At 69.3% G+C, this 24,389-nt stretch carries 21 protein-coding genes, 1 tRNA gene and 1 pseudogene; 6 read left to right on the forward strand and 17 right to left on the reverse strand.

Features of this window, described 5'->3' with window-relative positions; all coding sequences use genetic code 11:
* Positions 1–38 precede the first annotated feature (38 nt).
* Positions 39–1,862 (forward strand): AsmA family protein, encoded by a 1,824-nt coding sequence (locus MYMAC_RS21825; protein WP_239988939.1) that lies wholly within the window; start codon positions 39–41, stop codon positions 1,860–1,862.
* Between the two features lie 24 nt (positions 1,863–1,886).
* Here the strand turns inward: MYMAC_RS21825 and MYMAC_RS21830 are convergent, their stop codons facing one another.
* The gene (locus MYMAC_RS21830; protein WP_095959487.1) at positions 1,887–2,789 is read right to left on the reverse strand and encodes a LysR family transcriptional regulator; all 903 of its coding nucleotides are present in this window, start codon (positions 2,787–2,789) and stop codon (positions 1,887–1,889) included.
* A 76-nt stretch (positions 2,790–2,865) separates the two neighbouring features.
* On the opposite strand from MYMAC_RS21830, the gene MYMAC_RS21835 reads away from it, so the two are divergent.
* On the forward strand, positions 2,866–3,699 hold the full coding sequence (locus tag MYMAC_RS21835) for an SDR family oxidoreductase (protein ID WP_095961656.1): 834 nt from the start codon (positions 2,866–2,868) through the stop codon (positions 3,697–3,699).
* Positions 3,700–3,755: 56 nt separating this feature from the next.
* Here the strand turns inward: MYMAC_RS21835 and chrA are convergent, their stop codons facing one another.
* The 12 genes and pseudogenes from chrA to MYMAC_RS21895 form a co-directional block, all read right to left on the reverse strand.
* Positions 3,756–4,961, reverse strand: a complete 1,206-nt coding sequence (chrA, locus tag MYMAC_RS21840; protein WP_095959488.1) for a chromate efflux transporter — start codon at positions 4,959–4,961, stop codon at positions 3,756–3,758.
* On the reverse strand, positions 4,954–5,412 hold the full coding sequence (locus tag MYMAC_RS21845) for a DoxX family protein (RefSeq protein ID WP_095959489.1): 459 nt from the start codon (positions 5,410–5,412) through the stop codon (positions 4,954–4,956). The genes chrA and MYMAC_RS21845 overlap by 8 nt, the downstream gene beginning before the upstream one ends.
* Positions 5,412–5,891, reverse strand: a complete 480-nt coding sequence (locus tag MYMAC_RS21850; protein WP_204816881.1) for a YidH family protein — start codon at positions 5,889–5,891, stop codon at positions 5,412–5,414. Before MYMAC_RS21850 ends, MYMAC_RS21845 begins: the two co-directional genes overlap by 1 nt.
* 54 nt (positions 5,892–5,945) lie before the next feature.
* A complete protein-coding gene (locus tag MYMAC_RS21855) occupies positions 5,946–6,782 on the reverse strand; it encodes a hypothetical protein (protein WP_157757531.1) in 837 nt (278 codons plus the stop codon).
* Between the two features lie 340 nt (positions 6,783–7,122).
* Complete coding sequence (locus tag MYMAC_RS21860; protein ID WP_338025960.1) at positions 7,123–7,272, reverse strand: hypothetical protein; 150 nt, start codon at positions 7,270–7,272, stop codon at positions 7,123–7,125.
* A gap of 83 nt (positions 7,273–7,355) precedes the next feature.
* A pseudogene (locus tag MYMAC_RS21865) lies at positions 7,356–7,799 on the reverse strand (AHH domain-containing protein); the annotation flags it as partial.
* 135 nt (positions 7,800–7,934) lie between these two features.
* Entirely contained in the window at positions 7,935–8,948 is a 1,014-nt protein-coding gene (locus MYMAC_RS21870) for a phosphotransferase enzyme family protein (RefSeq protein WP_095959492.1), read from the reverse strand.
* Positions 8,949–8,956: 8 nt separating this feature from the next.
* Positions 8,957–10,705: a hypothetical protein gene (locus MYMAC_RS21875; RefSeq protein WP_095959493.1), complete on the reverse strand. Its 1,749-nt coding sequence runs from the start codon at positions 10,703–10,705 to the stop codon at positions 8,957–8,959.
* Positions 10,706–10,711: 6 nt separating this feature from the next.
* Positions 10,712–12,211, reverse strand: coding sequence for a TolC family protein (locus MYMAC_RS21880; protein WP_095959494.1), 1,500 nt, complete (start codon positions 12,209–12,211; stop codon positions 10,712–10,714).
* A complete protein-coding gene (locus MYMAC_RS21885; RefSeq protein ID WP_095959495.1) occupies positions 12,208–14,319 on the reverse strand; it encodes an ATP-binding cassette domain-containing protein in 2,112 nt (703 codons plus the stop codon). Before MYMAC_RS21885 ends, MYMAC_RS21880 begins: the two co-directional genes overlap by 4 nt.
* Positions 14,316–17,045, reverse strand: a complete 2,730-nt coding sequence (locus tag MYMAC_RS21890) for an ATP-binding cassette domain-containing protein (protein WP_095959496.1) — start codon at positions 17,043–17,045, stop codon at positions 14,316–14,318. The genes MYMAC_RS21885 and MYMAC_RS21890 overlap by 4 nt, the downstream gene beginning before the upstream one ends.
* Positions 17,046–17,047: 2 nt before the next feature.
* Entirely contained in the window at positions 17,048–18,265 is a 1,218-nt protein-coding gene (locus tag MYMAC_RS21895; RefSeq protein ID WP_095959497.1) for an HlyD family secretion protein, read from the reverse strand.
* 1,654 nt (positions 18,266–19,919) lie between these two features.
* Here MYMAC_RS21895 and MYMAC_RS21900 point away from each other — a divergent pair.
* Positions 19,920–19,993 (forward strand) — tRNA-Ile (locus MYMAC_RS21900).
* 42 nt (positions 19,994–20,035) lie between these two features.
* Here the strand turns inward: MYMAC_RS21900 and MYMAC_RS21905 are convergent.
* The 3 genes from MYMAC_RS21905 to MYMAC_RS21915 all read right to left on the reverse strand — a co-directional run bounded on the left by MYMAC_RS21905 (position 20,036) and on the right by MYMAC_RS21915 (position 21,798).
* A complete protein-coding gene (locus tag MYMAC_RS21905; protein WP_239988943.1) occupies positions 20,036–20,470 on the reverse strand; it encodes a VOC family protein in 435 nt (144 codons plus the stop codon).
* A 111-nt stretch (positions 20,471–20,581) separates the two neighbouring features.
* Positions 20,582–21,106: a hypothetical protein gene (locus MYMAC_RS21910; protein ID WP_095959499.1), complete on the reverse strand. Its 525-nt coding sequence runs from the start codon at positions 21,104–21,106 to the stop codon at positions 20,582–20,584.
* 119 nt (positions 21,107–21,225) lie between these two features.
* Positions 21,226–21,798, reverse strand: a complete 573-nt coding sequence (locus tag MYMAC_RS21915) for a TMEM165/GDT1 family protein (RefSeq protein WP_095959500.1) — start codon at positions 21,796–21,798, stop codon at positions 21,226–21,228.
* Between the two features lie 381 nt (positions 21,799–22,179).
* On the opposite strand from MYMAC_RS21915, the gene MYMAC_RS21920 reads away from it, so the two are divergent.
* From MYMAC_RS21920 to MYMAC_RS21925, 3 genes are all read left to right on the forward strand, one after another.
* Positions 22,180–22,437, forward strand: a complete 258-nt coding sequence (locus tag MYMAC_RS21920) for a ribbon-helix-helix domain-containing protein (RefSeq protein ID WP_013941026.1) — start codon at positions 22,180–22,182, stop codon at positions 22,435–22,437.
* Positions 22,434–22,610: a hypothetical protein gene (locus MYMAC_RS37255; RefSeq protein WP_170114756.1), complete on the forward strand. Its 177-nt coding sequence runs from the start codon at positions 22,434–22,436 to the stop codon at positions 22,608–22,610. Before MYMAC_RS21920 ends, MYMAC_RS37255 begins: the two co-directional genes overlap by 4 nt.
* 88 nt (positions 22,611–22,698) lie before the next feature.
* Positions 22,699–23,196, forward strand: coding sequence for a hypothetical protein (locus tag MYMAC_RS21925; RefSeq protein WP_095959501.1), 498 nt, complete (start codon positions 22,699–22,701; stop codon positions 23,194–23,196).
* A gap of 116 nt (positions 23,197–23,312) precedes the next feature.
* Here MYMAC_RS21925 and MYMAC_RS21930 read toward each other — a convergent pair whose 3' ends face one another.
* Positions 23,313–24,380, reverse strand: coding sequence for a lysylphosphatidylglycerol synthase transmembrane domain-containing protein (locus MYMAC_RS21930; protein ID WP_013941029.1), 1,068 nt, complete (start codon positions 24,378–24,380; stop codon positions 23,313–23,315).
* Between the last annotated feature and the right edge of the window lie 9 nt (positions 24,381–24,389).

Genomic DNA, 24,389 nt, shown 5'->3' on the forward strand with positions numbered 1-24,389 from the left:
CGCGCTGCTTCCTGGACATCCCATCGGGTCCCCGCGACATGACGCTCATCCCGCCACCAGACGTCCAGGACACAGCCCCTGCTCGCAAGAAGCGATGGCCTCGCGCCGTGGTGTGGACCCTGGGCGCACTCCTGGTGCTGGAAGTCTCCCTCAACGTGGCGCTCAACCTGGGCGCCGTCCAGGCCATCATGCGCCGGTCCACCAGCCGGACCGAGCTGGCCTGGAGGCGCGCATACTGGCTCTGGCCCTTCGGGCAGCTCCACCTGCGCGACTTCACGCTGACCCAACAGAATCAAAACCAGTGGTGGCAGGTGAAGATGGACACGTTGGAAGCCAGCGTGTCGCTGACCGCCTTGCTGCGCAAACGCGTCGAGGTGCAGCGCATCGACGGGCGGGGTGCGCGCTTCCGGATGGAGCCGTCGTACGGCATCGAAAAGGAGCCGCCACCGGGCCCGGGCTACCGCCCCTGGGTCATCCAACTGGCGGAGGTGACGGTCCACGAGGTTCGCGAGCTGGACTTCGGCCGGGTTCGCTTCGTGGGGAACCTGGACGTGCAGGGCTCGCTGGACATCAAGGGTCGGGAGAGCGTCTACGTCGAGACGCCCTCGATTCGCGTGGTCTCCGGTGCCATGGAGTTCGACCGGAAACCCGTCACCCGGCTGGAGCGCCTGGAAGCCAAGGCCACGCTGGAAGTGCCATTCACGGAGGAGAAGGGCTGGGACCTGTCACGGGCGCTCAGCGCACAGGTGACGAGCCAGATGGCCTTGCTCCCGCTGGACTGGCTGAACGAGCACCTGGGGTCGGACAACGCCGTCTCCCTCAGCGGGGGTGAAGGCAAGCTGGAGCTGGACCTCCGCCTCCAGGATGGCGCGCTGGCGGATGGCAGCCAGCTCGACGTCGACGGGACGGAGGTGAAGCTGCGGGCAGGTCCCATCCGGGCGCGCGCGCCCTGGGCACTCAAGGCCTCGCTGGAATCGAGGACTCCCGAGGAGCGGCAGGGCAACCTCCGGCTCACCTTCGCCCCCGTGCGCGTGTCCGGGCCCGAGGGCACGGGAGCGGAGGTCCCTGAAATCATCCTCACCGTCCTCGCGCGGCGCACCGCGGAGCAGTCTGACTGGGAGCTGGAGCCGGACCTCCACGTGGCCAGGAGCCGGCCGTTGGACTTGAGGATGCTCAATCCCTGGCTCGCGCGGACGATTGAAATCGACTCTGGCTCCATGACGGTGCGGAGCCGCGAGCGCGCGAAGGCCGCGAAGGCCCGGGACGCGCTGCGGCTGAGCGTGGACTCGGACCTCGTGTCCGGGCGCATGGGCCGCGTCAAGGTCCTGCTGCGCGCCGAGGCGGACGTGGACGCCCGGAACCTGTCGTGGGACACGAAGTCCCTGACGTTGACGGGCACCACGCTCCGGCTGACGAACGTGTCCACCAATGGCCCCGTGCCCATCCGCGCCTGGAGCGGCGTGTTCACCCTGCCCCAGGCCCGGCTGTCCCTGTCCCCCACGGTGCTGTCGGCGCGCTTCTCCAGCAAGCTCACGGACACCCAGCCCGTCGCCGCGCTGCTCACGTCCGCGAAGAACCTGCCGCGTTTCCTGTCGTCGCTGCTCAACATCCGGGACGTCACGGTGACGGGCCGGGTGCAGATTGACGAAGGCGGGCTCCAGGTGCGCGAGCTGAAGGCGGACGGTGATGGCTTCTCCCTGCAGGGGCACCTGGACCTCGCGCAGGGCGAGCTGACGGGCGCGCTGTTGACCTCGCTGGGCGCCCTCACGGGTGGCATCGAGTTCAAGCCCGGCGGCCCGGACCTGCACCTGCTGAACGCGAAGCAGTGGTTCGCGAAGCAGCCCGAGCCGCCGTTCCGCTAAGCCACCGACGGCCCCCGCCACGAATCAGGCGGAGATGCCGGGCTGATGCCGAAGGTGCGTGCGGATGGCGTCAATGGCATGGCGGACCTTGGCCGGCTGGCCTGAACGCCGAGGCGTGACGGCCCAGAGCTGGAGGGGTGACAGGCGCCATTCAGGCAGGAGCACCTCGAGCCGCCCCAGCCGCAGGTCGTCCTCCACGTCGGGCAGGATGCAGCGCGCGATGCCCAACCCGGCCGCGCACATCTGGTGGAGGGTGACCTGGTTGTTGCTGGAGCTTCGCGGCGTCACCTGGACGGGACGGTTCACCCCCGAAGGCCCCTGGAGGTCGAACGCCATGGACCGGCCGTCCGCGACGACGCCGAGCCACTCATGGGCACGCAGGTCATCGGGGACCTTCGGCCGTCCTGCCTTCTTCAAGTAGTCGGGGGCGGCACAGAGGCCCAGCAGCACCTGGCACAGGGGCTGCGCCACCCACGATGAGTCCTCCAGACGGCCCGCGCGAAGCGCCAGGTCGATGCGCTCGTCGATGAGGTCGACCAGCCCATCATCCGCCTCCAGGCGAAGCTTCAAGGACGGGTGCCGCGCGAGCAGCGGCGCCAGCGAGGGCGTCACATAACGGGCGAGCCCGAGCGGCAGCGAGATGCGCAGCTCTCCCGAGGGCGTGTCCTTCGCGAGCAGGAGTTGCTCACGGGCGCGCTCGGCCACCTCCACCATCTCCCGGCAGTGCGCGGCGAACCGGGCACCGGCATCCGTGAGCGACAGCTTTCGGTTCGAGCGCCGCACCAGGATGACGCCGAAGGCCTCCTCGAGGATTCGGAGCTGTTGGCTCACCGCGGAGGTGCTGATGTGAAGGCGCCGCGCCGCCGCGCTCAGCGAGCCCGCTCGGGCAATCTCCGCGAAGAGCGCCATGCGCTTCAGGTCGTCCATGTTGAAGCGCAGCTTAAAGTTGATTCAGGGAGGCGGTCACTGCCGGCGTGCGTCTCACCGCCGTACCGTGGCGGCCATGACACCTCAACGCATCGCAGTCTTCGGAGCAACCGGCACCGTGGGTTCGCTCCTGGTTGAAATCCTCGTGAAGCAGGGGCACCAGGTCCGGGCGCTGTCCCGCGGGGCCACCCCCCTCCCCGGCGCGGAGGCCGTGCGCTTCGACTTCGCCCAGCCTGACCAGCTCGGCGCCGTGCTGGAGGGCGTCGACGCAGCCTATGTCCTCATGCCCGCGGACAACCTGAGCGTCACCGAATACCTCACGCCCGTCATCCGCGCGGCGGCCGTGCGGCGCGTGAAGGTGGTGCTCCAGTCCGTCATGGGCGTGGAGGCAAACGAGGAGGACCCCTACCGGCAGGTCGAGCTCCAGTTGGAGCGCTCGGGCCTGCCCTACGTCATCCTCCGGCCCAACTGGTTCTCCGACAACTTCCACCTCATGTGGAGCCATGACGTCCGCGTGGGACGGCTGATGCTCCCGGCGGGCGCCGGCGAGACGAGCTTCATCGACGCGCGCGACATCGCGGAAGCCGCCGCCGTGGCGCTCACGTCCCACCGGTTCGACAGGCAGGCCTTCACCCTCACGGGCCCCAGGGCGCTCAGCTTCAGCGAGGCCGCGGCCGTCGTGTCACGCGTGACGGGCCAGCCGCTCGAATACGTCGCGATTTCCGAGGGTGCCTTCATCCAGCGCATGTGCGACGCCGGCTTCGACGCCCCATATGCGGAGATGCTCGCCGCGCTCTGCGCCGCCGTGCGTGAACAATGGACCGCGGCCACCACGGACGGCGTCCAGGTGCTGACCGGCCACGCGGCGCGCTCGTTCGAGCAGTACGCCCAGGAGCGCTTGAAGCTGTAGGGCCCCCCCCCCCGCTGCGTGGCCAGCCGGCAGGAGGCGCGGCGGGTGTCACGGCGTCACGCGCCCACCGTCCGGAGCAGCAGCCCGGTGAGCGCGCCGCCCAGGACCAGCCAGACGGAGTTGAGCCGGAAGCGCAGCAGCAGCACCGCGCTCAGGAGCGCCAGGCCCACCGTCCAGGCGTCCACCAGCGCCGAGCGGCCCAACTGCCACGTCACCACCGCCATCAGCGCGAGCGAGGCCACGTTGACGCCGTCCAGCACCGCCCCCGCCACCCACGAGCGGCGCAGGCGCGGCACCACCGGCCCACTCACCGCGACGAAGAAGAAGGCCGGCAGGAAGATGCCCACGGTGGCCACCACCGCCCCCACGCCGCCGCCCAGGAGGTAGCCGATGAAGGTCGCCGTCGTGAAGACGGGGCCAGGGGTCACCTGCCCCACGGCCACGGCGTCGAGCAACTGTGTCTCCGTCAGCCAGCCCCACCGCTCCACCAGGTCCGCGCGCAGGAAGGCCAGCAGCACGTAGCCGCTCCCGAAGAGCACCGCGCCCACCTTCACGAAGAAGAGGAACAGCCCGCCCAGGCTGAAGGGCACGGCGCCCGCGGCGCCAGCCGCCAGTCCCTGGAGGGCCAGGGGCATCCCCAGCATCATCTGCCCGGGCCCCTGCTGTCTCCCGCCAGCGCCCGCCGCCCGCGTCCCCCCGCGCCAGAGCGCCATGAGGACCCCGGCACAGAGCAGGACGAGCAGCTCGTTCACCCCCAGCGCGCTCGCGATGACGGCGGCCACGCCCACGGCGGCGAGCACGCGCGTCTTCACCGCGACGCGGCCCAACCCCCAGAGCGCCTGGAGCACCACGGCGATGATGACGGGCTTCACGCCGTACAGCACGCCCTCCGCCGAGGGCAAGCTCCCGAAGCGCACATACGCCCAGGCCGCGGCCAGCGTGATGAGCATCGCGGGGAGGATGAAGCAGACCCCGGCCACCAGCAGGCCCGGCCATCCGCCTCGCCGGTGCCCCAGGTGGATGGCCAGCTCCGTCGAGTTCGGCCCCGGAATGAGGTTGGCCGCCCCGAGCAGGTCGAGGAACTCGTCGCGCGTCAGCCAGCGGCGGCGCCGCACCACCTCGTCCTCCATCATCGCGATGTGGGCCGCCGGCCCCCCAAACCCGGTGAAGCCGAGCCGCAGGAAGAGCAGCGCCACCTCCACCAGGCCGTGCGCGCCGTGACGCGGCGGCCCATGCGCCTCCACCCGCCCGGCCTCAGACATGAGCGTCCTCGCGCCGCCGCATCAGCCAGGTGTCCATCGACCTGGGGCCCGCGCCCACCATGAGGAGAAAGAGCGCGCCGAGCAGCATCGAGAAGTCCGTGCGGGACTCATGCGCCATCTTCCAGAAGCCACTCGCCAGGAGGATGGGCACCTTGGTGGTGGCCATGGCCACCAGCATGGTGATGATGAGCGGCACGGCGGCCAGCCGCGTCACCAGCCCCAGGAGCACCAGAACACCGCAGAGCACCTCCACGGCTCCCACGAAGGGCCCCAGCACCTCCGGCGCCGGGAGGCCGATTCGCGCGAACCGGCCGGCCCCCACCTCGGCGGGGATGAGGAACTTCTGGAGGCCCTCGGACACGAAGACGGCGCCCACCATCCACCGGATGAGCAGCGTGGCGGCGGGTGCCCGCGTCGCGAGGAGGCGCTCCCACAGGACGACCAGGGGCATCACCGGGCTCCCGTGAAGCCAAAGGGCAGCAACGCGCCGCCCAGCAGGAGCACCAGGACGGCCCCCAGGAACGCGGCGAAGAGGGCCAGCGCGACGGGGCCCGCGGGAGAGGGGTCCACGGGCTCGCCCCGGGAGAGCGCCCGGTGGTTGCGCAGGAAGCGCTGGACGGCCACGACATTGGCGGCCACGCCGAACGCCACCATCAGCACGCCGGCCACCATGGACGCGGAGGACTGCCCCGCGTCTGGCGCCGCGCCGGGCACGGAGCCGCCAAGCACCCGGAGGAAGGCGCCGAAGCGCGCCACCACGAAGCCGAAGCCCATCATCGCCAGGCCCGTGCGTATCCAGGCCAGCAGCGTGCGCTCCGCGGCCCAGTCGTAGCGTGCATCCCGCGCTGGCCGCATGGCGACCGGCGTGACGGGCGAAGGGACTGGCGGGGCTGACGTGTCGGGAGGAAGCTGCTCGGCGGGGAGGCTCACCCCGCCATCACATACCGTTCGCGGGGGCCCTACAAGCCGGGGGTGTCCGTCGCATCAGAAGATCACCGGAACCAGCGTCATCACCCAGGCATCCTGGGCGCTGGCGTCGCGGCCCCACTGCAGGCGCTGATAGCCCACGAGGAGCTGCACGTCCTCGCTGGCGATGAGCTCCACGCCACCGCCGAGCGTGACCTCCGTCGTGGACACGTCCCGTATCTCCAGGCCGTCCAGGCGCGGGGGGCCTTGGTGGACGCCGCTCACCTCCACCATCAAGACGAGCGCGCCTCGCAGCAGGGGCCACTCGCCCGCGAGGCTCCATGCCAAGGAGTCACCCGCGGCGATGGAGACGCCCCCCACCCGGGCTGGAAGCGGATGGGACCAGGTCACCTGCAGGTGGAGGAGGACGGGGCGGACTCCCCGGGTCAGGTCAACGCCCAGCAGCAGGTCGGTGCTGCCCGTTCCACGGACGTCGGTGTCCAGCAGCGCCGGGTCGGCGCTCACGGCCCGCCCGGTGGGGAGCTTCACCAGGCCCAGCAGCGTCAGCTCGGGCAGGCCCCCCACCGTTTCCTGGAGCAGCACCGCGCGCGCGAAGAGGTCGGCGTCCGCCAGGCCGGAAGACGCCGCCCTCCGCGAGTCTTCGCGGCGCCGCTGGTGCCGCCACTCCAGCTCCGCCCCGACGGCGAACCGGGTGGACAGCCCATATTCCAGGAAGAGCTCCAGGGCCGCCGCGCGCTGTGATGCACCCCGCTCCAGGGACTGGTAGCGCCCGCGCTCGTCGAACTCCCCGCGGATGGACTCGAGGCGAAGCAGCGGCTGCGCCGTCATCCGCCCCGGCGCGGTAATGGGCGCGGAATAGGCGACCAGGGGGCCGGCCGTGGTGGGGCGGTACACCTCCTCCACGGGGCCCTGGTCAGCACGGGGAGCGGATTCCGGTGCGTCCCGTGCCGCGTCTACCGCTCCCGGAGGGACTGCACGCGCTGGGGCTGGCAACAACAGGAGCGCCGCGACTGTGATCGGCCAGACATCCAACTGCCCTGGCATCGAAGGGGCCTCCGTGCGGAACGGGCAGGATCCGTTGACCAGGGCGTGGTGGCAACCCAATCACAGCGGGACGCTGCCCAGCCGTCAGAAAGACGTCGGTGCGGGGCATCGCGGCGCACAGGAGGAGGCGGGAGAGCACGAGGTCGTCCTGACCGAGCTCAGCGGCCTGCACGCTGGGCACTGGAAGTTGTCACACCACGGGCTGGCGCCAGGCGCGAGACAGGTGCCCCTGACCTTCCTCGACGAAGCGCCGCAGCAGCTCGTCACGACCGTGCTTCCCGTTCTCCAGCAGGTACGCCAGCTCCCCGGGCATCAGCACCTTGACTGTGACCAGGCGCACCTCTCCGGCCGGCATGGCGAAGCGGCCTGGCAGCGTGCTCGACGCCATGCCCAGCAGCACCCCCACCCTGCCTTCTCTCCCGCGCCCTGAATCTCGCCGATGACGTCCTCGCCCAGCAGGTGCAGGCAGTCCCGTGGCTCCTTCAGGCGCTGGCACCAGCGTCCGTAGGCGCTCGCCAGCTCCGCTTCTCCGTTCGGCTCCTCGGCCACAAGAAGACGGCCCCGTCGCGGATCTTCGATGGAGACCAAGCCCAGGCGTCCTCGCACGGGGGAGTCCGCGCGGGGCACGTCCAGGCCGAAGAGCCTCAACGCCGACTCCCTTGGCCGAGGAGACGGCGGCGCGGTGCGAGCCATCTTCTGGACCGCCTCCGCGAACTCGTCCTCGTCCAACTCGACGGGCTCAGCATCCGCTCGCGGCGTGTAGACGCTGGGCCGGCCCTCGCCGGTGTCCAGGCGCACCACCCGCGAGGTGGCACAGCCCGTGCCCACCAGCATCAGCAGGACCACCGCTCCCCAGCGCAGCGTCATGTCCTGCTCCGCGTCATCGCTCAACATCCCGAGGAGCGAATCCACTCAACTTCAGAGAAGACTGACCCTGCACCAGGGCATGAGGAAAAGGCGCCTCACGCCCGCCATGTGGCGTCGAGCCGCCCCGAAGCGCGGCTAGAAGCTCGTGAAATCAATCTGCAGGACGGGTGTGTCCGCTTCGATGTCGCGCCGGAACCGCCCCCACCGGTCGAGCGTGCTCTCGTCGAGCACGGCCGGGTCGCGATACTGGTGGAACAGCGCGTAATTCATCGAGCGCTGGAGGGCGAGCAGGTCCGGCACTGCCGCGAGCCACTCGCGCTCCATGGGTCGGAGCTCCCGATACCCTTCGAGGAAGGGCCCCAGGAACGCAGCGACCGCTTCGTCGCGCGCCTCTCGCTCCTCGCCTCGCGCGATGTAGAAGAGGAGCACCGCGATGTCCTTGACGAACCACGCGTACTCGCAGTTGTCGAAGTCGAACGCGGTGACCTTCCCTTCGGCGAAGCAGAAGTTGTGCATGTGGAGATCGGCGTGGATCAGCCCGTAGCTCTCCGGTGTTCGCGGGAGCTGGTTCAATCGCGCGATGATCGCCGCGGTGCGCTCGCGAACGAGCTTCTCCTCGGGAGGCGCGAACCGGTCGATGTCGACCACGTCGTACTCATGCCATTCCTGGCGCTTGAGCCTGGGGCTCGAAGGCGCGTAGGTCTGGGCGCGGTTGTGGAGCCGCGCGAACAGCCGGCCCAGGTCGCGGAATAGGGGGGGCTTCCAGTAGCGCTCCTTGAGCGGAGGCGCGTCGTCGAAGACGATGCCCGGCGCGCGCTCGAACGCGGTGGCGACGAAGTAGCCGCCGGGCTCGCGGTCTTCGATCCGCTCCACGAACTGCCCCGCCTCGGAGAGGACCGGCGAGGCGATGGGAATGCGCGCGGCGGCTAGATAGCGAACGAACTCGACCTCACCCAGCGTGTAGTCAATCGTTCGCCGCGTGCTGTGCGAGATGCGCAGAATCAGGCCCTCGCCGTCGTCGTTCTCCGCCTCGTAGACGAAGTTCTCGAAGGCCGCGAGCTCGGTGAGCTGCTCGGGCGACAGGCCGTACCGGCGCGCGGCCTCATCGCGAATCGGTTCGTGGAAGCGGCGGACAAGCTCTGGATGCATCGAACCCTCTAGTCCTTCAACGTGAGGCTGCTCTCACCGTAGCCCAGCACGGTCGAGGCAGCGTCGCTGGTGACCGAGACGCCCAGGCCGCGCGCGAGGGTCTCCGCCAACGGGGGGCCATTGCGCGGCCGCGTGAACACAGCCAGGTCCGCGCCGGTCAGGGGGCGATCCGGGCGCTGGAGCCGCTGGTTCAGCAGCGCCTGCTCGCGCTCGACGACGCGCAGGCATCGGCGCTCCAGGGCGAACGCGCTGGCGGCGACGCCAGCGAGTTCACCGCGGAGGGGCTCCGCCACGACCTTGTCTCCCGGCAGCCCGTGCGCGAAGAGCTCGGCCAGTCGCCGCTGGCTCGTGGCCTGCTCGGCGGGGTCCAGCTTCGCCAGCTCGTCCAGCGAGGTGCCTTGTGGCGTGCCGGGGAATGCCTCGCCGATGCGCGCGAACAACCAGCGGCTGAGCTTGATCTCACGCTGGTATGTCTCGGCGAGTGGGAAATCGTCCCGGAGCAACGGGTAATGCGCGACATCGATGGGCGCCTCCACGAACTCCTGCAGCGCGGTGCGCGGGAGGTGTCCGGCGAACGCCGCCCGGAGCCGTTCGTGGAGCAGCCCCTGGGTCGCGCCGAGGAAGCGGACCACCGATTCGACGCGCTGCCCGAGCAGGCCGTAATCGAGCGCGGCGTCGAGATCGCCGAGGCGCGCCGCGATGTCGGGCTGGGCCTCGATGGGTGCCGGGGCCGAGCCGGTCAACACCTGCATGTATTCGTTGATCAGCGCCGGCGGCCCGGCGCACACGCCGTGCGGACCATGGAAGACCGCGTGACGCTCGGCATAGTCCACGATCGATTGCGCGGTGACGGGCTGCTCGGGGGCGTCGCGCACCAGGTCGTTGGTGACCAGGCGAACTCCGTCGATCAGCCGGAACATGGCCGCGAGCCCGCTGTCGAGCGCTCCGTTCGGCACCGGCTGGACGCCCCGCACCAGCACGTACCCGACCGACGCGAGCGTGCAGACGACCATCATGTGGAGCTCGCCCGCGGTGAGCACGCCCGGGGTCCGGGGCGGCATGCGCGCGAAGAAGGCCTTGCGGAACTGCTCGGTCAGCGAGAGCAGGTCCGGCCACTGACGCGCCATGCCCTTCATCGCGGTCACGTTCATCGGGCGTTCGCTCTGGTAGCGGCTCCCCGCGTAGTGGCACTGCTTGCGCACGGTGGGGAGATCGAGGAACAAGGTGCGCGGCGCGACGTTGTTCTCGCCCACTTGCCGGCCGTCACTGTCGAGCGCCGGATGCGCCACGCGGTAGACCGGCACGACCACCTCGAGGTTCGAGACCTCGAACGCCCGTCCGAACGCCTGTTCGGTCAGCACGGGGCAACGGTTGTCGCGGGCGCTGAACGTGAGCGGCTCACGCCCGGCCGGCACCTCACCCAACCGCTCCGGGAAGGACACCGTGGTGCGGCCCGTGGGCGCATCCGAGACCCGCCTCAAAACCCCCTGTTCGATCAATGCTTCGAGCAGGTCCCGCATCTTGTCCCAGGAATGGGGCGCGCCGTCCGACCACGCCATGGCGTCAGCGGCTTGAAATTGCTCGACCTGAAGCAGCTTCTCACCCAGGGGCGCGATGTCCGGCTCGTCGAAGATGAGCTCCACCTCGCCATAGAAGAGGTGCAGGACCTGCTGGCCATTCCCCGCGTCGAGCCGGTCGTGCGTGAGCCGCCTTCGATTGGGAATGTAGAGCATCTCATCCGCTTGCAGCTGTGCCATGGCTTCTCACTCCCGCTTCAGTGTGACGTCGCGCGACCAGGTGCCGCCGAGCGAGCGATAGACCTCGACGCGATGGTTGAGCAGCAGCCGTTGCGCCTGCAGGCTTGCGCGCTCGAGCCCGACCAGATTCGTCAGGGCGGTGAGCACCGTCAGATAGTCCGAATGCCCCTGCTCGAAGAGCCGCCTCGCCTCATCCAGGAGCTGCTGCCCGAGCTGGACCTGCGCCCGCAGGCTGCGCAGGCTCGTCGCCTCGTTCTCCTCCCGAACCACGGCATCCTGCACCCGTCCGATCGCGGTGTGCAGCGCGAGCTGGTATTGGATTTCGCGACGCTGGAGCTGGATCGGCAGTCGCATGTACTCGGTGACGCGCCTTCCGTCGAACAGGGCCCAGGTCAGGTTCACCCCGACGACGGACTCGCGCAGGGCCGGCTCCGAGAGGCCGACCTTCAACGCGCCCACGTTGCCCACCAGTTGAATCGTCGGGAGCCAGCTCGCCAGGTTCGCGTTGATGCGGTGATCGATCTCCGCGACGCGAAGCTCCGCGAGCCGCATCTCGGGCGTGTTCACGTTCAGGTCGCCCGGCGTTCCGAGCTCCGGTGGGGGCGGGAGATCGGGAAGCTGTCGATCGAGTGGAACAACGTCGTCGGCGGGAGTGGGTACCCGGCCCAGCAGCGCCTTCAGCTCCGAGTTCAAGAGCGCGTTCCGGGTGGCGATCAGCGGCACCTGCGATTCGAGGTTCACCAGCAACTGCTCCTGCTGCAGCACCACGAGCCGGGGCGTGAGGTGCTGCTCGAACCGCGCTCGAACCAGCCGGAGCAGCTCCTTGTTGTAGTCAATCTGCCGCAGCGTGAGGTCCCGGAGCGCGCGGGCCTCGAGGATGTCGAACCAGACCTGGGTGATCCGCACCGCGAGGTCCTGGATGCGGCCCTCGGTGAGCTGCCGCTGCTGCTCGGCGAAGTTCATTCCCGCGCGCCGCTGCGCACCGAGGGCTCCAAACAGGTCGACCTGGTAGGTCACGCCGAAACCGACGGTGGCCAGGTCGTACTCGGCCCGGGTTGGCGGCGCGGGCGGAAGGTTGGCGTTGGCGACGACATGACTCAGTCCCGCCGGGTTCAGGATGCCGACCTGGAGCGGGTACCACCAACCTTGCGGCACGTTGGGGTCGAGCTGGTTCTCGTAGATCAACTCCCGCACCTCGCGCAGGACCAGGTTGTCGCCGAAACACTCCTGGATGGCCATGTCGAGCGCCGGATCGGCGAACGCCGTCCACCAGACTGCGTCCTGGGTAAGGCGCTCGGCTGGCTGCGCGGGCACGCCCTCCTTCGACGGCCGCGGGCTTGGAACTCTGCCCTCGGGTGCGCTGGACGGTGGGGGCGGCTCGGTGCGCAGTTCGCTGGAGGTCGAGTAGCTGCTCGGCGTCGGAGGCGGTTTGACGACGACGGGACGAACCAGCTCGCAACCGGAGCAGGTCATCACGAGGAGGGCGAGCGTAAGTCGAAGTCTCATGGGTGGCTGACGACCACGAGGGCTTTGGCGTGGTTGAGGACGCAGCGCTGCGCGACCCGCATGGTCTCGGGATCGAGGGAGGCGAAGCTCTCGTCGAGGATGACCAGCTCGACCCCCTGCAGCAGCGTGCGCGCGATGTAGAGCCGGCTCTTCTCGCCGTGCGAGAGCTGCCAGCCGGTCTCGCCGATCATCTCCTCGAGGCCGGCGGGCATCTTGGCGACCAGCTCGTCCAGCCCGAGCTCCTTGCACAGCGCGGCGGCCTTGGCCCGCAGCTCGGGCGAGGTCGGCCACTCGCGCCCGAGCAGGAGGTTGTACGCGAAGCTGCCGGACAGGACGTGGTTCTCGTGGAACTGCGGCGCGGCGGTGATGCGCTTGCGCCAGCCCGAGGCGCCGAACGTCGCGCGGTCCAACGCGTGCAACAGCATCACACCGCCCTGCGGCGTCCTCAGGCCCGTCAACAGCGACACCAGCGTCGACTTGCCACCGCCCGATGGGCCCTCCAGCAGGATGCGGTCGCCCTGCGCGATCTGGAACGAGCAGTTCTCGAGCACCGGCCGGGTGCGCGCGTCGTGCCGGAAGGTCACGCCCCGCGCCTCGATGAGGGTTCCGCTGGCGGCGTCGGTCTGCTTGCCGCCCTCCATGTCGAGAGGGACTTTCGATTCGAGCTCGGGGCGGCCCACCGCGAGCAACAAGTCGCGGATCTGCTCGAACGACACCGCCGCCTGGGAGACCTGCTGGAAGTAGACGGCGACCTCGTCGAAGGCTCGCAGCGCGAGCAAGATGCCGCCCACGGACACCGCCAGCGCGCTGGCATTGGCCGTGCCGATGCTGAACGCCGGCAGCAACGACAGCAGGGCGATAACCAACCAGCCGTCGCGCAGGAGCGCGGTCAGCTGCATGGTCCGGCGGTCCATGACCTTCGAGGTCTCGGAGTAGGAGCTCAAGCGGACGTCTTCGCCATCATGCCAGCGCTCGAGTGGGAGCTGCGCCAGCCGCGTTCGATGGCCGAGCATGCGCTCGAGCAGGTCGTGGGTGATGTCGACGCGCGCGCTCGACCACGCCCGTTGGACGCCGTAGTGGCGGCGCGCGAGGACGAACGCGACCACGACCCACAGGACGAGCACCATCGCCTGGGGCCACCCTCCCGCCCCGAGCACGAGGATGACGCCCGCCAGGAGCAGGTCGACGAGCGACAACACCGCGAGCAAGGCGCCGCCGACCGCGAGCTGCTCGACGACCTCGGCCTCGGCGACGCGGCCGAAATGGCGGCCGATGCCGTCGAGCCGCACCTCGTCGGGGGTCAGCTTGAGGGTTCCCGCGAGGAGCTGCTGCTTCAGCAGCGTTCCGAGCCGGATCGAGAACACGCCCTGCCACCACACCTCGAGCATGCGGAGCGGAATCGCGCACGCGATGACGGCGATCCACCCCAAGAACCAGCCGGTCTCGAGGCGGGCCTGGAGCGCGGCGCGGCCGAGCAACCAGAACGAGCCAGCCAGCACCAGCGAGAGCAGCGTGTGGCTCACGAGGATGCCGGCCACGAGCGACGGGATGTCGCCGAGCAGCGTCCGCCGGCTCGCGGTGCGCCTGGGGCGCATGATCCAGCCGGTGCGCAACTGCGCCTGGCCGAGCCGCTGCAGCAGCATCTTTGAGCGGGCGTGCTCGCGCGCACGGGGCGACATCTCCACGCCGCCGAGCAGCTGGTCCACCTCGGAGACGGTGGCTTCCTGCTCTTCTCGCAGGAGCGCGAGCGCGCTCTTCGTCTGGAGCGAAACCACCGTGGCGTCGCGCGCGAGCAGGCGCAGCTTCCCGCGCCGCGTCCCCAGCAGCACCAGATAGGACGGGACGCCGTCTCGTCGGACCTGGAGGATGCAGGGCGCGGCGCGTTCGAGGACGTCGGGCAGCTCGTGGTAGAGCGGCGTGATGGGCTCGAGCTCCACGCCGAGTCGATCTCCGAGCGCGAACATCCAGACCCGGCTCGGCTCGACGGCCGCCGCGGGCGGGGCGATCTCGCCCGCAGGCCTGCCATAGCCTTGCCTCTGCGCCAGCTGCTCCAGCGCGTCGGACAGTCGCTCGACCGGCCACAACAGTTCGGAGTGCGAGCGCGTCATCCCGTCAGCTCCAGCTCGCCCGCGGCGGGCTCCGCGGCCGGCGTCTCCACCGGCTTCGGCGCCGGCCTCTCCACCAGTTGGCCGTCCGAAAGCCACCAATGGCGCCAGCGCCCATCGCCCCAGAGCAGGGTGCGGTTCTCCTGGTCGGCGCGGAGGAGCACGGCGTACCGCGACTCCTTGTTCGCGAGCAGCTCCTTCGGCGGCCCGTTCTCGAGGATCCGACCGTTCTCGATCACGAGCACGCGATCGAACTCCTGGGTGTGCTCGACGTCGTGGGTGACACAGAGGAGCGTGATGTCTGCCCAGAGCCGCCGGGACTCGGCGAGGAGCCGCGCGCGCCGGTCGCGATCGAGACCGCGAAAGGGCTCGTCGAGGATGGCCAGGCGTACGCCGGAGCGAAGCATCGCGCGCGCCAGGCGCACGCGCTGACCCTGGCCGCCCGAGACCAGCCCTCCGCCTTCGCCCAACGACGTCTGCAGCCCGTCTGGAAGCGCCTCGAGGATGTCGAGCATCTCAGCCCCCTTGAGCGCCCCCGACAGTGACCAGCCCTGCGCACCGTCGTTGCCATACCGGATGTTGTCGATGAGGCTCTGGTTCCAGAGACTGATTGCCGGATCCACCCAGGCCGTGGTGCGCCGCAGCCGCTCGACAGCGGCCTGATCGAGCACCTTCCCGTCGACCTTGATCTCGCCGCGCGCCGGCCGGAGCCAGCCGAGCAAGAGGCCGACCAGCGTCGACTTGCCTGCTCCGGAGACCCCGACCACGGCCACGTGCTCGCCGGGGGCGATGTTCAAGGAGACCTTGTCGAGGATGGTGTGACCTCCGCCTTTGACGCGGACCTTCTCCATCACGATCGAAACGCCGCTCGTGGCGTCCGCGGACGCGGCGGGCTCCTGCACTGGCGCCTCGGGCCGGGCCGGCGGCGCCTTGATGTCGCCGATGACGTCGAGGAGCCGGCGTACCCGGTTCATCGCATTCGGGAACGTGCGGCTCAGCAGCATCAGCCGCTGGCCGAGGATGGGCAACCGCAGCGCCCAATAGACGACCAACAACACCAGCGAGGCCCGATCGGTGCCCGCGAGGTACGAATAGACGAGCAGCATGACGAGGCCGTAGCCCACCAGCATCAGCCCGCCTTCGAACCCGACCGACAACGTCTGGAGCCAATAGCGCGCCTTGGTCCAACTGACGAGCAAGGTCTCCTGCGCGCGGCGCAGCGACCGCTCGGCGCCGTGGATGCGGATCGGCGTGAGCCCGACGAGCGCGTTCAAGGTGAATCCGCTGAGCGCGCCTGCGTGCATTTGCACGCGCAGGTCGGGCTCGAAGAGCAGCTTCTGCGCGACCAGGGGCACGAGCAGCGTGACCGCCGCGAGCGCGAGCACGAGGTGCCAGGCGTGCGGTGCGGCCCAGATGAGCGCGGCGGTGATGCTCGCGACTTCGAGCGACAGGATCGAGGCCTGCGCGAGCAGGAGCGGCAACGACCGCATCGCCTGGATGTTGTGCGTGCGAGACGCCATGTCGGAGGCGAGCCGGCTCTGGAAGTAGCGGTCCTCCATCTCGGGGAGCTTCTCGAAATACGCCTTCCGCAGCCGCACCTCGAGCCGGCGGCCGATGCCGAGCAGTCCCAGTGAAATGGGGATTTGGATGAGCATGAAGCAGAGCGCGACGCCCGCGAGGACGGCCATGCCCGTCGCGCGCTGCGCGAACGTGCCGAGGTCGCGCCCCAGGTCGAGCACGCCACGGAGCATCAGCGCTTGCAGGATCCGCCCGAAGGTGGCGAACACCAGTCCCACCGCGATCAGGCCCGGAACGACCCACGAGTCTTCGCCTCGCAAGCGGAGCAGCGTGCGCGCCGGGCTCGTCTGCCTGGCGACGAGCTCCGTCGCCAGGTCGCTCGCGAGGACGGCTCTCGGCGCGTCTTCGCCTTCGCGCGGAGCCTCGCGCCAACCGCGAACCCGCATCAGCACCGCGCCGGACATCAACAGCTCGCCCTCCGCCTCGGGGTTGGGGCGAACGGACCAGTAGGCGGCGGGAATGGGCACTTCGCCGGAGTCGTCCTTCGCCATCATGGACTGAAGCAGGCCCGCCGCCGTCCGGCCTCGCCGGATGGCGCCCGCGCGGATCATCGCTTCGGACGCCCGGCACGCGGCGTCGAGCCTGGCGATCGACAAATACCCGGGGTCCTCAAGCGCCCGGGCCACCAGCGCCCGCGCCTGCGTCTCACCCAGGTTCAGCAGGCGGCGCTCGAACGTCGCGACCGCCTCCTCGGACCCGGCCCATTCACGCCAGCCGTCCGCCGGAACGGACGTGGTGTGCTGGTACAGGTGGCTCAGCAGCGTCGAGATCCGGGTCCAGTGCCGGCCCGCCGCCGGGTCCATGACCTGGATGAACGGGCCGACGCGATTCCACAGCACCACGAAGTGCGGCCGTCCTCCCGCGCTGAGCGTGACGATGATGGCGGGAAGCGCCTTGGCTTCGGGGACCATCACGTGGTCGAGCGGAAGCATCACCTGCTCGGAGTCGAGCCCGAGCTGGTTCGCGACTTCATCCAAGGTGACGATCGAGGTGCCATCGACGTCCGTCTGACACACTTCGCGAAGGACGCGATAGTTGAGCTCGGCGCCCATCCCCGCGAACAGGCTCTTGAGTGAAGCGGGGCCACAATCCGTCGCCGAGATCTGAATCACCTCGGGAATTATCGAGCGCCGGCGCCTGGGAGGAGTCATGGTCAGCGGGCCACGGCTTCGGGCCGGAACACGGTCACGGGCGGCTCTTCAGGCTGCGGATTCCATTCGCCGACCGCCCGCATCAGCAGCGCGACAGGCGACGCCCGCGCGACCTCGACCTCCACCGCCAGGGTCATGCCGTGGCGCAGTTGGATGCGCGGATCCTCCGGCGGCGCGAAACTGAGCTCGACGCGCACCGTCCCGGGGATGGCCTCGGGCGTGGCGGTCTGGCCGGGCTCGGTCCCGACGGCCGTCACCCTGGCGGGGACCGTGCCGTAGATGGTCGTCGGGTAGCCGTCGAGCTTGAGGCGCGCCATTTGACCGGGATGGATCAATCCGACGACCTCCTTCGGGAACCGCGCGCGCACCCGCACCTCGGCATCGCTCGCCAGGATGGTGCCGACCCGCTGCCCGTCGGCGATGAACGCTCCCGAGCCGAGCTCCGCCACGTCCACCATGTGGCCCGTGGCCGGCGCCCGATACAGCTTCTGCGCAATCTGGTACTCGAGGCGGTCGATCACGCCCTGGAGCTCCCGGATCCGCCCCTCGGCCCCCAGCGCCTCGCGCTCGAGTGCCAGCAACTGCGCGGCGAGGGCCTGACGGCGCACGTCCTGCTCGCGCCGCAGTCGGATGAGCGCCAGGCCCTGCGCCGTCTGCGCGAAGCGGAGCGCGTCGACATCGGTCGTGCGCTCGAGCTTCTCCATCTCCGAGACCGCGCCCGCCGGGCTCTTGAGGGCCAGCTCCGCGCGTTCCACCGCGAGCCGGTGCCTGGGCGCCAGCTCCTGCTCCCTCTCCAGCGCCTCCTTGACCGCGACCTCGTCCACCCGCGCCGTCAAAGCCGCCTCTTCCTGCTTGTTGGTGATCTGCTGGCGGATGATGGCGAGCTCCTTCTCGGTCGCGGCGAGCGTCGCCTTGCTCCGCTCGAGCTCGAGGCGCTCGGCCCGTGTGTCGAACTCGATGAGCAGGTCGCCTTCCTTGACCTCATGGTCGAGCTTGAGCCGCGAGAACACGACCCTGCCCGCGCTGGGCGGCTCGATGCGATGGACGGCGTTGTGTGGCTCGATCCGGGCCTGTGAGCTGGCTTTTACGAGCGGGACCTTGGCGAACAGCGACCAGGCGATGAGCCCGCCGGCGCACACCACCATCAGAGCGACGAACACGAGGCGCGTGTCCGACTCGTAATTCAGGGAACGAAGGGTTCGCTCGAAGGGATATGCCATGGTCCGTCAACCAAAGTCGCCTTAATGGTCGCGCCCTGTCAACACCTCGGCCACTGCTTTGCGATTCACGCTCCCGTTGTCTGAACAGGCGCGCTTCGATGTGACGCGGGAATTCGCTCTCATCGCCGCAATGCGTTGCAAATAAATCACGGGTTCGATTTGACATCCCGTTTTGAGTACACGTAGCGTTCAACACGAAAGAAAGGAGGCACGACATGAAGATCAAGATCCACGTTCGCGGCGGCCCCAAGGCGCGCTAGTAGTCAGTCGTTTTGACGCCCGCTGTTGAGTCTGGGCGTTCCTCGTTTCAGATCAACAGAGGGGGGGTTGATGGGATTCTCCATCAACTCCTCTTCTCATTTCTGGCAACGTCTTGATCTTGCAGGTGCTCGCTCCTGCCAGTGGCTTCCCGGAGTCGTGTGGCTCCTCAACCACAACCTTGCAAGTCGGGCAGGTTCGCCCGCCGTTTCATCCCTGCTCCGCTGTGTGCCACGCAATCATTGCTGAGTGAATCGGCCTGTTTGAAACGACTCAACACCCTCCTCCGACCTGCTGAGTCAGCCACTTCGGCCACTCATTGCAGTTTCAATATTTCAATGACAGCAGCTCGCCTCCATCCAGGGGATGCAGCGTTCGGAAAGCCATCACGCCGTCCCGGGTGATTCCTGCCGCTGCATCTGCCGCAGGAGGCACCCGTTGAAGTCGAACGACACGTTGAAGCTTGGAATCGAGCTGGACCGCGCGAACCTCACGCGCACCGAGGTGGCGCGCCGGCTCAACATCCCGCCAACGGCACTTGGAAGCTGGGTCCGTGCGGTCCATCCACCGCCCGTCGACCGCTCACAGCTCCTTCAATCTCATCGCCGACACCTGCGAGGCCCGCGACTCCGCCATCCGGGCGTCCGCCGCCGGCATGTTCTCCACGCTCCTCTCGCAGGGCGTGGCGTTGCCCTGGGGCACTCAGCCCCTGAGACCTGCGCTGTACTTGCTGCGGCTGGGGGCTACCGGACATAGAGGCGGCCGGGAACTTCAACGGCATGCTGCTGCGTCTGTAGAACCAGCCGCGGACACTCTCGCTCAGCACGCGGCGTGAGCAGGTCACCGCCACCCATCCGCTCGCCGTCATCCTCGGCGCTTCCACGTACTCGTACATGGGCCGCGCGCTTTCCTGCGTCCTCCTCGTCCACGGCGAGCCCGGCGACCCCATCCCGGTGCGGCCTCCCACCAATCAGCAGGAGCACATGGCCTCGCTGGCCGAGCTGTGCCTGGGGCCCGACGGGGTCCAGGCGCAGACGGGGGCACGTTCGCCATGGCGGAGGTGCCGGCGCGGCTCAAGGGTGGAACGGCCTGGAAGCACGCGGGTTCAACGCGAGCGTGGGGTCGCACTCCGTGCGGCCCTGGCGATTGAAGTGTTCACGGAGCGGACTCACCCGCACGCGTCCAGGCCCGACTGGCGCAGACGTCAGGCCCGCCCCTGAACCCCGTCAGCCCCCCCACATCGTTCCCGTTGCCCTCCGGCGGCCATGTGGTATAGAGCCGCTCCGAAGCGCGAAGTACCCGTCCCGTTGTCAAAGCTGTTGCACGGACACCGGGCGAGCAGGTAGGAAAGCAGTGGAAGTTCCGCAGTAAAAGCCGTAGGTTGCAGTCCACTTACGGCCAGGTAGCTCACCTGGTTAGAGCGGCGGTCTCATAATCCGCAGGTAGTCAGTTCAAGTCTGACCCTGGCCACTACCCCGGCGTCACCTCACGGTGACACCGGGGTTTTTCTTTTCAGCCCACCTTCTCCAGCATCCACACGTGGCCGTCCGGGTCCTTGAACGTCCCCGAGTAGCCCCAGGGCTTCCGGCCTGGCTCGGACGGGATGCCGGCCCCAGCCGCCCGAGCCTTGGCGACGAACGCGTCCACCTCGGCCTCCGTCGCCAGGGACAGGCTCAGGATGCACTCCGAAACACCCTGCTCCGCGACCGTGTTGCCCCCCGCCACCCAGCCGAAGCCTCCGGTGGGGATGAGCATGAGGCTGACGCCCGCGTTGAGCGAGAAGTGGACGGGCTCCGGCATCGAGCCGTCCGCCGGCTCAGCGACGAGCCGGAAGCCGAGCCCCTCCCGGTAGAAGCGAAACGCCCGCGCCAGGTCCCGCGTCGGCAGGCTCACGACGACATGGGGACCGCGCGGTGCCAGGTCCTGCGGAGAAGCTTGCGAAGCCACGATGACCTCCAGAAAAGGGGTTCCTGTGCGTAGACGCCCCTGAGCGCCCGGAATCATCGCCTGCCCCACGGAAAAGGGCCGGGGCTGACGCCTCCCCGGCCCGGCTACGGCCTACTGGCAGTCGCTCAGCGGGAAGTCGTAGTCGCGGCGCGGCGTCTGACCCGGCTCCTGGTTGATGGCCGCGACGCTCAGGTCGCTGTAGCTCACCGTCGTGCTGCTGCCGAGGACCATCTGCGTCCGCTGCACGCGCGTGGTCGACAGGATCACCTTGCCCAGGTAGTTGCCCGGCCGCACGCTGAAGCAGTTCAGGATGCGCGCGTCCACCGTGGACCGCCGGCACTGCTCGTACTGCCCCAGCACGAGGCGCGTCATTCCGTCGGGGGACTCGGAGTTCCGGTCCTCGTACGTATACGTGGCCTCGAAGCCGGTCGCCGTCTGGACGACCTCCAGGTACGAGCCGCCCTGGAACTCGTCACAGCGCAGCACCAGGTCGCCCACGACGCCCTGCTTCACCTCGACCGTACCGCCCACCACCTCGGCGCCGGCCATCGGGTCCTGCTGCTGCTCGCCGTTGCAGCCCGTGCCCAGAACAGCGCTCATCAGAATCATCGCGGAGAAACGAAGGGGGGAACGCATGCCAGCTCCTGAAGAAAGGTCCGGGTCATCCCGGACCTCACACATAGGAGCTTTTCCGGAGATGGAGCGCAATCCACTTCTCCGTCACATCCCGCCATCCACCCGGTGAGTCCCAGCGCTCACGGCATCCGCAGCGCCGTCCACAGCGACAGGGCCCCGAAGACGAAGAAGAGGCTGGCGGCGGCCCAGCGCACCCAGGCCATCTGCACGCGGCCCGCGAGCCGGTCCCCCAGGAACACGGCCAGCCCGTCCGACAGCAGCATCCCCAGCGTGGTGCCCATCGTCACCGTCACCGGGGCCTGGTAGCGCGCGGCCACCGCCATGGTGGCGAGCTGCGTCTTGTCCCCCATCTCCGCCAGGAAGAAGAGGACGACGGTGGTGAGGAAGGCCCCGAAGCGCGGCGGCTTGCCACCGTCCTCGTCCAGCGTGTCCGGCTTGAGCGTCCACAGGCCGAAGCCGATGAAGAGCACCGCCAGGAGCAGCGCCATCCACTTCGCGGGGACGTGCGCGGACACCCAGCTCCCCACGCTGGAGGCCAGCGCGTGGTTGGCCACCGTGGCGACGAAGATGCCCGCCAGCACATGCCACGGTTTGCGAAACCGCGTGGCCAGCGAGAACGCGAGCAACTGCGTCTTGTCCCCCATCTCACTGGCGGCCACCAACACGAACGAACCCACGAGCGCTTCCAGCATCACCACTCCCTCGCGACATCAGGGCCGGGGTTCAGGCTCGTGGGAGACGCCAGGGCAGCACGCGCGCACGACAGACCTCGGCCAGGAAGAATCGACAATCCCTGTCCGAAGGTCTCGTTCGTCTCGCGGACATCACGAGGTGGGGGCCCGGGCCGTCTCCGGCCAGTGTGTCGAGCTTCCCGCCGCCAGCGCCGCTGGCGTGAACTACTCCCCTAAGGCAAGCCGCGAAGTAGCAGCGCGATATCGCCCTGTCAACGCGAGGTGCGGGGTGGCTCGCGTGCCCGGGCACCGGCGCATTTTTTGACGGCGTGCCTGTCCGCCCGCCTAATGCCGCGGACAGGCAGGTAGCGGCCTGTAGCAGCCACGCCCGGAGGAAGTCCGATGCAGGATGGAAGCGCCAGTCCCCTGAGCCCCGAGGCTCCGTCGTCCCCGGCGGCCACGGAAGTGTCTGTCGAGGTCCGTGGCCCGGACGCCGACATTGTCTCCACCCACGTCCTGGTCCCCGAGGAGCAGGTCCAGAAGCTGCGCGAGCTGGCGCGGCGGACCCGCATCCACCAGAGCGAGTACCTGCGCGAGGCCGTGGAGGACCTGCTCAGCAAGTACGGCCGGGGCACGCCCAAGGAGGAAGGCCAGTCATGAGGGCAGCCGCTGTCGCGCCTCGCGTGTCGCTCCTTCCTCGCACGCCCGAGCTGATTCCCGCCTCGATGCTGCGCGACGCCGACGCGGCCCGCACGCCTCGCACCCGCCTGGCGGCCGAGCGGCCGGCCTCCATTCGCGAGGCCATCATCCGCTGGCTGGCCCACGAGCTCTGACACCCCGCGTCCGGCCCCCACCTGGAGGCCGGACGTGACGCCGGGGTAGGCTCCGCGACTCCTTTCATCAGCAGGAGCCCCACACCCCATGCGTCTCCCGTTCGTCAGCGCCGCGCTCGCGCTCGCCGCCGCCGGCTGTGCCACCTCCGGCTTCGACAAGCTCTACCCTGGCATGTCGTCCCATCAGGTCGTCGAGGCCATGGGCTCCGGCCCCACCCGCGCGCAGGAGTTCCCGGACAGCTCCACCGCCTGGTACTACGGCGAGGACCGCTGCGTGCTGATGCGCGAGGACAAGGTCGTCGCCAAGGCCACGTCCGAGGACAGCACCACCCTCAACACCCCCGTCGTCTCCGTGCGTGACACCTCGAAGGCGCTCTGCGCGCCCGAAGGCCACGCCTCCGCGGAGCAGCGGGAGCAGACCATCGAAACCCCCTTCGGCAGCCTCAAGGGCAACATCGACCCGAAGGCCGCCATGGAGAAGGTGAAGAACGTGGTGACGGGCAAGAGCGGCAGCGACACCGCCCCCGCCGCGAAGACGGAAGGCGCGCCCGCCGAGACGGAGCAGGCCGCGTCGCCCACGCCGTAGGTGACGATGCGCGAGGGGGGGCCGGAAGCAGCACCGGCCCCCGCGCCGCTAACCCAAGCGGCCGGCGCCGCCGCGATGGCCGGGGCCGTAGAACCCACGGCCCCCGCGCCCCGGACTCAGGCGGACGGAGCCGCCGCCTCGCCGTCCTTGTCGTCCAGCTTGCCGGCGATGTCCTTGAACGACAGGTGGCCCATGGACAGCAGGATGAGGCCCAGGCCCACCTGCTGCACCGTCTGGCACAGCCACATCACGTTGGCGTAGGCCAGCCCGCTGGCGTTCACCGCGGCGGCCGGCAGGAAGAGGCTCAGGCCCACCTTCGTGGCCGCCTGGAACGTGCCCATCATCCCCGGCGCCGCGGGGATCATCAGCCCCACCACCAGCACGCCCAGCACCACGTAGGCCTGGAAGAGCGTCAGGTCCATGGGCTCGCAGACGGTGCCGGGCGCCGCGCCCGAGCAGTCAAAGGCGTTGGCCAGCAGGGACATGCCCGCGCCATTCACGCCCCAGTACAGCGCCGTGTAGAGGAAGAAGAGCGCGATCTGCCGCCCCTTGGGGAGCTGCCGCATGGCGCCCACGAAGGTGTCGACGATGTCCGCCACCTTGTCCGCCACCGGCGGCGCCAGCCGGCCCACCGTGGCCCGGACCAGGTTCACCGTGCGCTGCTGCTGCCACAGGCCGAAGAGGAGGAACGCCAGGCCACCGCCGAACACCGCGAACATCAGCCACGAGCCCAGCTTGACGTAGCGGATCTCCGGCGTCTCGGTGGGGACGAAGAAGAGCAGCACCCGCAGCATCAACGCCACGAAGAGGCCGTCCACGATGCGCTCCAGCACCACCGACGTCATGGCCGCGCTGCGGCGGATGCCACTGCGCTGCGCGATGAGGAAGGGCCGCGCGAACTCCCCCAGGCGGAAGGGCAGCACCAGCAGCATCATGAAGCCGATGCCGGACGCCTCGTTCAGCTTGCGGAACGGGACGTGCTCCAGCCCCGACAGCAGGCACCCCCAGCGCAGGGTGCGGAACAGGTGGATGGCCAGCAAGCAGCCGAAGTACGGCACCAGCCACGCGTAGTTGGCCGACTTCAGGCTGGCCAACTGCGTGGCCCAGTCCGTGTCCCGGAAGGCCCACCACATGAAGAGGAAGGTGACCAGGAGGCTGGCCAGGAGTTTGACGGCACGTTTCACGGCGGCCGG

The organism is Corallococcus macrosporus DSM 14697 (genome assembly GCF_002305895.1).
GTDB lineage: Bacteria > Myxococcota > Myxococcia > Myxococcales > Myxococcaceae > Myxococcus > Myxococcus macrosporus.